This is a genomic window from Mesorhizobium sp. M2D.F.Ca.ET.226.01.1.1 (genome assembly GCF_004022705.2).
Taxonomy (GTDB): domain Bacteria; phylum Pseudomonadota; class Alphaproteobacteria; order Rhizobiales; family Rhizobiaceae; genus Mesorhizobium.
In genome coordinates, this window is sequence record NZ_RZOY02000014.1 from 1 (window position 1) to 11,504 (window position 11,504).

Below are 11,504 nucleotides of genomic sequence, written 5' to 3' on the forward strand. Positions count from 1 at the left end.
GGCCCAACATGGCGCTGCACATGCCGCTGTTCCTGACCGACGAGGAGGGCCGTTTCGCGATCGGTTGCAGCGAGACGATCCTGGTGACCGATGGAGGGGCGGAGGTCCTGAGCAACGGCGATCGCGACCTTCGATTCCTCTGATCTAGCTATTTCAACACAATTCCAGATAAGACGATGTCATGGTGGTCGGCTTGTAAGGAAATCGTACGAGACGGATTTTGAAACCTGTTTTTGACCTAACTGAAAGTAAAAATTTTCGAGGAATAATCTGCATACATTTCAATACTGGGAGCACTGGCTGCAGTGCCTGATGGGGTCATTGGCGGAGAAATAATTGTCGCCTTCGTCAATCCGCCGGCCAAGCTGCACACTGTGGCAACGATTAATCCACCACGTTTTATAGATAATGGAACCTTGTCAATGAGCCAAAAACCGCACCTTACGTTTGACCTCGACGAGCCTGGCGTGAACAAGGGTTATCTTGTAGTCCCAACGGGCACGGACAGGGAAGCTCTTCCGCTTCCAGTTCTAAGCCTTAATAAAGGGGAGGGGCCGCGCCTCCTTATTACCGCCGGTATCCATGGCGATGAATTCGAAGGACCAATTGTCGCGCTTCGGCTCATTGACTGGCTAATTGAAGCGCAAACGTGCGGGAGAGTTCTCATTGCGCCGATGCTCAATCCGACAGCTTTGGAAGCGTGGAGTCGCAGGTCGCCAGTAGATAGGTTGGACCTGAATCGTGTGTTTCCCGGCCGGCCGAACGGGTCAATATCCGAACGCACTGCGAGTGCAGTGTCGGAGTTGCTGTTACCAACGGTTGACATGGTTTTTGATCTGCACAGCTTCGGACCCAAGTTTGATTGTCCCCCCGCAGCCACAACGCACCCTATTGGCGACGCCGATCTCATGCGAAAGACGCTTAACATGGCAGCGGCCTTCAAGTTTCCAGTGACACTGGCCTGGGATGGACCAACGCAAGGAATGTTCGATACCTTGGTTCAAAGCCAAGGCAAGGTATTCGTTTGTGCTGAGCTCGGCAGTGGAACCGTGAGCGCCGACGCTCTTGCGGTCGCCGAAGCTGGGGTACGCAACGCAATTATCGAGCTTGGGCTCGTAGAAGGAAAGACAGAGTATCCGACGCCCCGTCAAATGAAGACTAACCTGACACTCGAGTCGCTCACGTCGGACCAACTGACATCGCCGGCACGAGGCATCTTCGAACCTCGTTGTTCGGTGTTGGACGAGCTGAGTGAAGGAGATCTTGTAGGACTCCTGCATCCGTTGGATCCGTGGTCATCAAAGGCCATTGAAATTCGAGCGCCTACCACATCGATCGTCTGTTCATTAAGGACCGGAATGCAGGTCGACGTCAACGATGGCTTAGTGTACCTCGCGCGGCCGCTCAATCTCTGAATCTAAGGGGCATCGATATTTCGCCTCAACAACGACATACCGAGTGTGCGTACTTGTCAAGTAGCGCCCACGCGGCCGCCGGACACCCGACCACATTATGCTGCCCATGATGATCCTGCCTCTGGTCAGCGTCATCTCTGATGGCGGCCGCCCGCAGCATGGGCGACGCCTTTTTGCCGCCTTCTCGCGTTTTCTTCCCGCTCAGCCTGCCGGGCGTGCGCGGCGGTTCCCTGTGGTGTTTGTGATCTGCCTCGGCTTTTACATCACGCCGGCCCCTCGGCGGGTTGGGAGACGCCATGCTGTCGACCTTCATGGCGTCGCAGTCCAGACCTCCTGTAAGTTTGCGCGCGTCGCCCTCGGCCGTCACCGCTTCTGGCGGTCGCCGTTGTCGTGCTTTCCATTCTCGGGGCTAGACCTTTCCGGTAGGCAGGGCCGCACGGCGCAACCAGCGCGGAAGTTGGCTGACCCGGCTGCCTTGGTAGTGTGCTGAGAGTTCTGCAAATTCGCTGAGAGAGGGCGGTCATGGCAGGCTGATGATTGTTCACGTCACCGATTCCCGCGAAGGAACGCCGCCATGACCAAGACTGAAGATAAATCCGCCGGCCGTCAAAGACATTCTGCTTTCGAACCCGGATACGGATGGATTGCACGAGGTGATCCGCGCTGTGATGCAGGAGGTGCTCGAGGCCGAGATGGACGAGGCGCTGGGTGCTGCGAAGAACCAGCGCACGCCGGAGCGTCTCGGCTATCGCTCTGGCTATTAGTCTAGGGCCGCACCCTTGTCACGCGGGTCGGCAAGCTTGAGCTGCGGGTTCCGCAGGATCGGGCGGGCCGCTTCTCCACCGAATTGTTTGAGCGCTAGTATCGAAAAACTAGGTTCGGGTCTGCGGATATCCGTCGACGTTCCCGCTGGGGCGCGGCAATCAAGTGAGAGCGCAGCGTCAATCAAGATGAGAATGCCGCCGGCGGCGTTCCCTTTCGGAGCGTTGTCTGGCGATCGCGGCCGACCGGGTACGCCAGTGGTTTGTCGGATTGGAGGAATCACTTAGTGCCCGGCCGCCACGTAACCGATCACCAGATGAGGCTTCATGAAGTTCCGGCAGACCCATACGACGGCCGTCGCGGCGGCGAAGGCGTCGATCGGCACGGCACGGCCTATCGCATCGAGAAGGATTCGAGGCTGCCCTCGCAGAGGAAGGTTCCGCGACAACGCCGCCGCCCGATCCGCTCGCCCGACAATTTTGACGCCGAGATCGTGCCGCTGCTGTGGGCTGCGCCGGGAATCCGGCCGGTCGCAATCTTCGAGGAGACGCTGCGGCGTCATCCCGAGCTGGGCAACGCCATTCGCCAGCGTCGCGTCCGATCCCGGCGCGCTGTCCGATGGCGAGGAACAGGAAGTCATCTTCCGGCAAACGCACGAGCCGGCCGCCTCGGCCTGTCGGATTTCACCGATCATGAGCAGCACCGGCCTCACCATCGCCGGACAGCCGCTCGATCACCGTCTCTATCATTCGCGGCTCGCCTATTCCGGCTTGCAGCCGTGATGGCAGGCGTTGACGCACTGGTTTTTCCGAAGACGGATTCGGCAGAGTGGGTTTTAGAGATCGCGAATGCGGTTTCGGAACTCGAACGCGAAAGAAATCTTCCGCCGGGAGGCCCCGGTCCTTGCCCAGATCGGATCTGAACAGTTCACCAGTCCGACTATCGCACGATTCATCCTCCGAATCCATTCAAGGAAAATGAATCACGGCCGCAGCCCAAGGGCGAGCGCCTGTTTCAACATCCTGCTAGGTCGAGCCGGGTTCAAATCCTTATTTCTCGTCCTCCGCTTGAAATGACTTATTCCGCCGCACGAGATCTTGCCTGCCGCAGTTGTTGCGTGGCGTCGAGATCGATGACGATGCCCGCTTCACTCTTCGTGAGGACTACGGCGTAGTCGCGCCGCGCACCTTCTATGCTGATCTTGCCGAGACGACAGTCTTCCAGCACGCGCTCCGGCTCCCGTTCGGATGCTGGGCCGTACCCACCCCCCGATGGCATCACGTGGCAGAACAGGTCGTTTTTCTTCATTGGTACCGGCTCCTTAAGGAGCACCGGCAGCACGATGGCATTGTCGCCCGAGATCAGACGGTTCATCGACGGCTTGCCTTCGCAGCCCCCAAAGAGGCCATGCGGCGGATAGGCACGCTTATCGGAACGGATATTCAAGGTCGCTGAGCTCGCAAGGAGCCGATAATCGCGCCGGATGGCGAGCCCACCCCTACGGCGTCCCGGACCCCCTGTGTCGGGGACGAAGCCGTATTGCTCGATGCGGATAGGATAGGTCTGCTCGATCATCTCAACCGGCACGTTCGACTGGTTGGCGCCGATATGTGGGCCACCGTCCAGCCCGTCATTCGCTAGGCTGGCTCCCCAGGTTCCCATAACCGTTTCACAGAAGACGAACTGGTTGCCCCCATGCAGGCCCGCAATGGTAGGCAAAGTCGAGCCGCCGGATCCGTCGGCCGTTACCCGGTCGGGAGCAGCCTGCGAAAGCGCGCCGAAGAGGCAGTCGATCATTCTGTAGCCGGTAATGCCGCGCGCGCCGCAGGGGGCTGGCGATACGGGACGGACCACGGTGCCTTCCGGAGCCCTGACCTCGATGATCTCGGTGAACCCGTGGCAGTTGGGAACGTCCGCCTTCATCACGGATCGTAGGGCTGCGTAGGCACAGGCCTTGGTGAAGGGGAAAGTGGCGTTTACGCCGCCGGCGACCTGAGGCGAGGACCCGTCCCAGTCTATCACAACCCGGCTGCCCTTAATCTCGACCTGAACCTTGAGAAGGATCGGCTCAGGATTCTCGCCGATCCCGTCAATATGGTCGGTGAAGTGATAGACGCCGTCGGGAAGATCGCCGATCTCAGCTTCTGCCAGCTCACGTGCGTAGTCGTTCAGATCCTCTATCGCCTGCAGAACCGTATCGGCGCCATAGCGATCGAAGAGACGCACCATTGCCCGCGCACCCGTCGCTCCGGCGGCCATCTGTGCCTGAAGATCGCCCAGGACGAGATCGGGCGTACGCACGTTGATCGCTATCATATCCCACAGAGTGGCGTTGCGGCGCCCTCGATCCACAAGCTTGAGGACAGGGATGCGCAGGCCCTCCTGAAATATTTCGTGAGCGCCGAGAGCGTTAGAGCCCGCCACGATGCCGCCGACGTCCGAATGGTGCGCCAGTGTCGTCGCCCAGCCACGCAGGACATTCTCGTAAAAAATAGGGCGGACGATATAGATGTCGGGAAGGTGCTGGCCCGCTGCCGCGTACGGGTCGTTCATGATCAGCACGTCGTCCGGATGGATGTCGTCGCCGATTTTCCACAGCATCGTCTGTAGCGCATCATAGAAGCTGCCTAGATGCATGGGCGTGCACACGCCTTGAGCGATTGTACGCCCGGTCGCATCGCAGAGGGCCGTCGAGAAATCCAATGAGTCGCGAACGATCTGGGAGTAAGCGGTACGAACGATCGTAAGCGTCATCTCATCGGCGATCGTGTCGAACGCGTTCTTGAATATCTCGAGCAAAAACGGGTCTGTCTTGCGGTTTCGCATCACGCGACTCCTCGTTGCAGATCGACGACCAGGTTGTCAAATTCGTCTCGGAAGACGGAAGCGTCTGGCGGCACAACCGTCGTCCCTTCATATTCTTCCACGATAACCGGCCCGGCCTGCCTCTCCCGCGTGACTTCCGCGCGTCCCACGACAGCCGTCTCAATGAAGCCGTACCTCTTTCCGAACCACACCGGCCTTGAAGTGGTCTCGCTTGGCTTGAGTGCGTGCCGTAGGCGAGCAGGCACGACATGGTCCGGGTCGGATGCCCTGAGACGCAACGCGACGATCTCGACTGCGTTGTGCTCATCGAAACGGTGACCAAACCGTCGCTCATGCTCGGCGTCGAAGCGGGCGCGCAGCTCGCTGCGCGCCTCGGTGGATAGGTGCCCATCATCGAGATCAATAATCAGCTCGAATGCCTGCCCAAGGTAGCGCATCTCTACCTGGCGCATGCACCTGGCCTTCCCGGAAACACCCAGAAGGCGCTCCGCCTCACGCTGGAGCTGAACGTAAGCCTGTTCAGCTGCCGTATAATCGAGCTCGTCCAGTCGTGCGACGAAGGCTGATGCGACAGCTACTGACTTTTCGGCCAGAAGCAGACCCACGGCACTGAAAACGCCCGCTGCTGCAGGAACATATATGCGGCCGATCTCCAAGCTTCGCGCAATGGACGCCCCATGCACGCCGCCATTGCCTCCAAAAGCGAACATGGCGAAATCGCGCGGATTGCGCCCGCGATAGGTCGTCACCGCCTTGATGGCCCGCACCATCGTCGCATTCGCAACCTCATGCACGCCGTATGCGGCTTCATGCACGGACATTCCGAGCGGGGAGGCGATCGTCCTCTCAAGAGATGCGCGCGACAAGCCGGCATCGATCCTTACTGTTCCGCCGGCCAGAGACTGCTGATTCAAGAAGCCGAGCACGATATTCGCATCCGTAACGGTCGGCTCCTCACCGCCCAGCCCGTATGCGGCCGGACCCGGCGCCGCGCCGGCGCTGTCAGGGCCGACTTTGATAGCCCCTGCCCGGTCCAGCCGCACGATGGAGCCGCCACCAGCGCCAACCTCAGCGATGTCGATGACCGGAAGCTTGAGCGCGTATCCGCCGCCGCCGGCGATCGCACCCGCGGTGCTCATCGAAGCGCCGATCTCGTAGTTTTCGGCGAAGATGACATCGCCATCCTCGATCAGGGAACCTTTCGCGGTGGTGCCGCCCATGTCGAACGTTATGGCGTTCCGGATACGCAGAAGGCGGGCCAGATGGGCGGCGCCGACGACACCCGCCGCCGGCCCGCATTCCACGATCTGGGCCGGCTTGTCCTTCACCGCATCGGAGGAGATCGAGCCTCCGGAGGACTGCATGACTGATATGCGGGCGTTGCAACCGGCCGCAGCGAGATCGGCTTCCATCCCTTCCAGGTAGCGCTTAACCGGAGGGCCGACATAGGCGTTTACCACCGTCGTGCTGGTACGTTCGTATTCACGAATCTGCGGGAGCACGTCGACCGAAAGGGTTACGAAGCAGCCGGGGAGCAATTTCCGGAGGAGCGCGCCGGCGCGGCGTTCGTGGTCGGGAAAGCGATAGGAGTGCAGGAAGCAGACGGCGACAGCCTCCGCCCCCGACCTGGCGATGACCTCGGCGGCCTTGCACACATCATCCTCAACCAGCGGCACAACGACGCTGCCATCGGCTCCGACGCGCTCACGAACTTCAAGCCTCAGGTCGCGCGCCGCCAAAGGAAGAGGTTTGACGTAGAGCGGCTCGTAGAGCTTAGGCACACGGATGCGCCGCAATTCAAGCACATCACGAAATCCCGCCGTTGTGAGCAGCGCGACGCGGGCACCCTTGCCCTCCAGAATCGCGTTTGTAGCGACGGTGCATCCGTGCGCCATTTCGGCCATCGTCTCGATCCGAAGATCTCGGGCCGATGCGAGGGCTTTCGCACCTTCGATCACTCCGCTGGCATAATTCTGGGGTGTCGATGGCACCTTAATCGTACTTAGCAGCCCGTCCTCGGCTATAAAGGCAATATCGGTGAATGTACCACCAATGTCGGACGCCAAACGCCAGCCTTTCATCGAACCCTCCCTGCTCCACCAATTTGACGAAACATAGAAAGGAGCGCCCCATAGATGCAAATCGCAATTTACGCTGGAGATCAATAAAGTAATTTTATCGAGTCCGATGAGCCGCGTGCCTTCAAGAACTCTATGGCACGTTCGGTGAGCGTCTCGGGGACATGCGTGTCCGGCCCCTGCGGGTAGCAGACCGTGAAGCGGACATCGGTGAGCTTGAATTCGGTATCGACGACGACAAGGCTGCCGGTAGCGACTTCCTCCTCGATAGAGCCGAGAGGCACCGCGCCTATCCCCAAGCCCTTGCGAACCATCAAAATGGTTGTCTGAAGCGAGTTGATCGGGTTCAGCCTGGGCGCAATATCGGCTTTGCGAAGATCGCGCAGCAGATCCTGGTGTGGCCTAGTCATCCGCTCGAAGGTGAAGATGTCCATGCGGTCGATTTCGGCCGGTGTTAGCTTCCTGCCGTGCAGGCCGAGCGACGGTGCGGCTGCGAATACCATGGGACAGTCACAGAGCAGATGGTTGATCATCTGCGGATTGGAGATGGGACCCACAATGAACCCGATATCGATTTGTCGGGCAAGCAATTCGTCGCGCAGTCGATAGGATGGACCGATGTGAAGCTCGAACTCGGCATCCGGATTTGCCGCGCGCAAGGCCGCAAGGAAGGGCGGGATCCAGATGACTGCCATCGTGTCTGAAGCCCCGATACGCACGATTCCACGCAGCTCGCCTTTGCCGTAGCGTTTGAGGGCCTTGGCTTGGATTTCCAGTAGCTTCTCGGCGCTGCGAAGAAAGCTGCGGCCCTGCGGAGTGAGCGCAACCCGATGGCCCGAGCGATCGAAAAGACTGACGCCCAGCCGATCTTCGAGCGCCGCGATACGCGCTGAAATGGTTGGCTGTGTTGTGTTCAGTTGCTCCGCAGCCTTGGCAAAGGTCCCGAGCACCGCTACAAGATAGAAGCTTTTGATCTGGTCAAAGGTCATGCAGCTTTATCGGTCGGCGTCGGCGGTTCTGCAAGCGCCTTGGCGAGCCGGCCAGCCCCGTGATGGCACGCGGACCCTCGCGTGGGACTGATGATGCCGGTGGCAAACGACTACTACTCGGACCTAAACGACGAAAGGCGCCACTTCGATCTCGCCGACGCCTGCGCCGGCTACAGTGATCAGCTGGAGCTGCAAGCTGTTTCCCTCCTTGTCTTCCCGAATTCCGTCGCCGTTAGTACGCCGATATCCAACGGCATCGAAGCTGCCCGCGCACGCATTGAGCAAAAAATCAGAATGTTGGAGGAGCACATTCTCGGGTTCGCCACACAGGGATCCGTGCCGCCGTGATGACCGTACCCGGCATTGGCGTCTTGACGGCCAATCCGCTTCGTCACCGCGGTGGATGATTTAGCGCGCTTTGTTCGCTCATCGGGTGTTGGCGCCCATTTCGGCCTGACGCCGAGACGGTATCAATCGGGAAGTCGATCGTGACGGGTCGGTGTCAAAATGCGACGACACGCTCACAGGCACCTATCTATCTCTTCGAGCTGCGGGCACTCTGTTGGCACGGGTCGCCAGATGGTCTGCACTGAAAGCGTGGGCGCGCGTCTGGCGCGCCGGATTGGCAGCAAGAAAGCCCGAGTGGCCGTCGCCTGCAGAGTACCCATCCGGTGAAGTCCGCAGACGTGCGTATCTGGTGACCGTGAGGACCTGAGCACCGGAGTGCTGGGGTCAAGCTTTCGATGAGGAGACCCGATGATATTCTTCGAGGAGGAGTTTGACCTCCTCGATGCCTTCATCGGTGAAGGCCAAGATCCCGTCGTCATCGTTGGTGCCGTACACCCAGATGACGCCGTCCTCCGGCTCGAGACCGAGGGTCAGTTCGTGGATGAGCGCTTCGCTGACGCCGAGGTCGCTGGCGACACGGCCGACGGTGTAGACGTGATGCACCTTATTGCGCTGCATGATCAGGCGGCAGCTGGTTGGGTCCGCAGTTTTGCGGACCTCCAATTCCACGGCAGCAGATCATCGATCCGATGGGCCGGATAGGCGGGCAGTCGGGCGAGGACGTCGGCGAGCCAGGCCTGCGGGTCGATATCGTTCATCTTGGCGCTGACGATCAGGCTGTAGAGAACGGCAGCGCGCTGTCCGCCGCGATCGGAACCGCAGAACAGCCAGGACTTTCTGCCGAGAGCGATGCCGCGCAGGGCTCGCTCGGCTGCACTGTTCGATAGGCAGATCCGCCCATCGTCGAGGAACCGGGTGAAGGATGACCAGCGGCGCAGCATGTAGTTGAAGGCCTTGCTCAGGTCGTGTCCGCGCGAGAGCTTTGTCGCGCGTCTCGATCATCCAGCGCTCGAGCTCGGTGAGCAGCGGCGCGCTCCGCTCCTGGCGCACGGCGTGGCGTTGGGCTGGCGACAGGCCGTTGATCGCGCGTTCGATATCGAACAGGGCATCGATGCGCTTCACGGCTTCGACCGCCAGTGGATAGACCAGGTTGGGCTTCTCGCTGCGCGCCTTCTTGCGCGCCGCCGCTTCGATATCGGCCAGCTCGAACATTTTGCGCCGGCTGTGGGCCCAGCAGCTGGCTTCCATAACAGGCGCCGGCTGACGACCCGTCGCATAGAGATCGCCATAACCGCCAAAGGCATCGGCCTGCAGAATGCCGCTCCAGCCGGCGAGATGCGCCGCGGGATGTTCGCCTCGACGATCGCGGGAATAATAGAATACCGCCGCCGGCGGATCGGCGCCGCCGAACGGTCGGTCATCGCGCACATAGGTCCATAAACGGCCGGTATCGGTCTTGCCCTTGGCCAGGACCGGCACCGTTGTGTCGTCGCCGTGCAGACGTGAAGCGGCCAGCACATGGGCTTCGAGCTGCTTGAACAGCGGCATCAGCGCCGCGGCGCCGGCCCCGACCTGGTCGGCGAGCGTCGACAGGCTGAGCGGCACGCCTTCGCGCGCATAGCGTTCAGCCTGGCGGTTGAGCGGCTGATGCTGGCCGAACTTCTCGAACAGGATCATCGCCAGCAGGCCGGGACCGGCCCAGCCACGCGGAATGGCGTGGAACGGCGCCGGAGCCCGGCTGATCGCCTCGGAGTCGCGGCAGGTGAACTTCTCCCGCACGTGCTGGATCACCTTCCATTGCCGCGGCACCACCTCCAGCGTCTCGGTGATATCCTCACCCAACTTGCGTAGCCGATGACCGCCGCAGCAGTGACAAGCAGTCGGCGCGGGCTCGACCATGCGTTCGCGCGGCAGATGCTCGGGAAATGGCTGGCGCGCGGGTCGCTTGCGCACATAAGGCGCCACCTCGGTGGTCCGGGCCGCAGCCTGTTCGGCGGCGATCTCGTCTTCCGTCGCGGTGCTCTGGAGTTCCTCGAAGATGAGTTCCATCTGGTCGTGCAGGCGGGCTGAGCGTTCAGAACTCTGACCATGCAGCGCCCGCTGCAGCTTCCGGATCGTCAGATCCTGATGTGCGATCAGCGCTGCATCATCCGATGCCTTGGCTCTGGCGACCGCCAGTTCGGCCTCGACCAGCGCAGCGCGCGCGGCCTTGTCTTCGGCTCTGGCCAGCGCCGCGATCAGCGCCGCTCTCAGCGCGCCAATATCGTCCGGCACAGCACCCTGGGCGGTGGCAACCATGCCTTGGAGTGAATCATAAAACGAGTCCGCTGACTCGCGGAAAATGGCGCAAACTCAAAGAAAAACTCAGCCCGCGCGCTGCGGTCGGAACGTGTGACGCGGGTTGCGCCAATCGATCCCGTCGAGCATGTAGGCAAGCTGCGCCCGTGATATCGAAACCGTGCCGTCCGCCGGCGACGCCCATAGAAACCGGCCCTTCTCGAGCCGTTTAGCATACAGCGACATGCCGAGCCCATCATGCCAGATAATCTTGATCAGGTTGCCGCTGCGGCCGCGGAAGACATAAAGATCGCCGGCATGCGGATCCCGGCCCAACGTCTCCTGAACTTGTAGAGCGAGACCCTGCATTCCGCGACGCATATCGGTCTGGCCGACTGCCAACCAGATACGCACCTGGCTCGGAACCGGGATCATGAAACCCCTAGCGCCTTCACCATCGCCGCCGCCAGTGTTGGCGGCGTGGTCAGCGGAATCCGCAGCCGCACCTTGCCGGCGACCTCCAGCTCGATCACCGCTGGGGATGCCGCCGGCCGCGAAACGGCGACAGGCTCATCGGGAGCCACGACAACTTCGGCAAAGCCCGTCTCGCGGGCTCTCACCGTGCGGCGCCACTTGTAGATCAGGCTGGTCGCGACATCGTACTGACGCGCCACCGCCGCCACTGTGGCCCCAGGCGCGAATGCCGCGGCCAGTATCCGGCACTGATCCGCTTCACTCCAACGGCGCCGCCGCTCCGGCCCGGTCAATAACGTCACATGGCTCATGTTGTGCTGCTAACCACGCTCGTA

The 11,504-nt window shown here is 61.1% G+C and carries 9 protein-coding genes and 2 pseudogenes; 4 read left to right on the forward strand and 7 right to left on the reverse strand.

Annotated features, from left to right (window positions below; all coding sequences use genetic code 11):
* Positions 1-305: 305 nt before the first annotated feature.
* The 3 genes and pseudogenes from EN869_RS27335 to EN869_RS35230 form a co-directional block, all read left to right on the forward strand.
* The gene (locus EN869_RS27335; RefSeq protein ID WP_245460084.1) at positions 306-1,415 is read left to right on the forward strand and encodes a succinylglutamate desuccinylase/aspartoacylase family protein; all 1,110 of its coding nucleotides are present in this window, start codon (positions 306-308) and stop codon (positions 1,413-1,415) included.
* 574 nt (positions 1,416-1,989) lie between these two features.
* A pseudogene (locus EN869_RS27345) lies at positions 1,990-2,274 on the forward strand (transposase); the annotation flags it as partial.
* 219 nt (positions 2,275-2,493) lie between these two features.
* Positions 2,494-2,982: pseudogene (locus EN869_RS35230) on the forward strand (IS21 family transposase); the annotation flags it as partial.
* Between the two features lie 272 nt (positions 2,983-3,254).
* Here EN869_RS35230 and EN869_RS27355 read toward each other — a convergent pair.
* From EN869_RS27355 to EN869_RS27365, 3 genes are all read right to left on the reverse strand, one after another.
* Positions 3,255-5,003 (reverse strand): hydantoinase B/oxoprolinase family protein, encoded by a 1,749-nt coding sequence (locus EN869_RS27355; protein ID WP_126101850.1) that lies wholly within the window; start codon positions 5,001-5,003, stop codon positions 3,255-3,257.
* Positions 5,003-7,084, reverse strand: coding sequence for a hydantoinase/oxoprolinase family protein (locus tag EN869_RS27360; RefSeq protein ID WP_126101849.1), 2,082 nt, complete (start codon positions 7,082-7,084; stop codon positions 5,003-5,005). Before EN869_RS27360 ends, EN869_RS27355 begins: the two co-directional genes overlap by 1 nt.
* A gap of 80 nt (positions 7,085-7,164) precedes the next feature.
* Entirely contained in the window at positions 7,165-8,070 is a 906-nt protein-coding gene (locus EN869_RS27365) for a LysR family transcriptional regulator (RefSeq protein ID WP_126101848.1), read from the reverse strand.
* An 81-nt stretch (positions 8,071-8,151) separates the two neighbouring features.
* On the opposite strand from EN869_RS27365, the gene EN869_RS34620 reads away from it, so the two are divergent.
* Positions 8,152-8,418, forward strand: coding sequence for a hypothetical protein (locus EN869_RS34620; protein WP_167498733.1), 267 nt, complete (start codon positions 8,152-8,154; stop codon positions 8,416-8,418).
* A gap of 384 nt (positions 8,419-8,802) precedes the next feature.
* On the opposite strand, the gene EN869_RS27380 is transcribed toward EN869_RS34620, so the two are convergent.
* The 4 genes from EN869_RS27380 to EN869_RS27395 all read right to left on the reverse strand — a co-directional run bounded on the left by EN869_RS27380 (position 8,803) and on the right by EN869_RS27395 (position 11,480).
* Positions 8,803-9,036 carry a hypothetical protein gene (locus tag EN869_RS27380; protein WP_126101846.1) on the reverse strand — a complete coding sequence of 78 codons (234 nt, stop codon included), beginning with the start codon at positions 9,034-9,036 and terminating at the stop codon, positions 8,803-8,805.
* Between the two features lie 2 nt (positions 9,037-9,038).
* A protein-coding gene (locus EN869_RS27385) for an IS66 family transposase (RefSeq protein ID WP_127229478.1) occupies positions 9,039-10,716 on the reverse strand; the annotation gives its coding sequence in 2 pieces (ribosomal slippage) (positions 9,039-9,401 and positions 9,403-10,716; 1,677 coding nt in all).
* Positions 10,717-10,782: 66 nt separating this feature from the next.
* Positions 10,783-11,130, reverse strand: coding sequence for an IS66 family insertion sequence element accessory protein TnpB (gene tnpB, locus EN869_RS27390; RefSeq protein WP_126101844.1), 348 nt, complete (start codon positions 11,128-11,130; stop codon positions 10,783-10,785).
* Positions 11,127-11,480 carry a transposase gene (locus EN869_RS27395; protein ID WP_126101843.1) on the reverse strand — a complete coding sequence of 118 codons (354 nt, stop codon included), beginning with the start codon at positions 11,478-11,480 and terminating at the stop codon, positions 11,127-11,129. Before EN869_RS27395 ends, tnpB begins: the two co-directional genes overlap by 4 nt.
* Between the last annotated feature and the right edge of the window lie 24 nt (positions 11,481-11,504).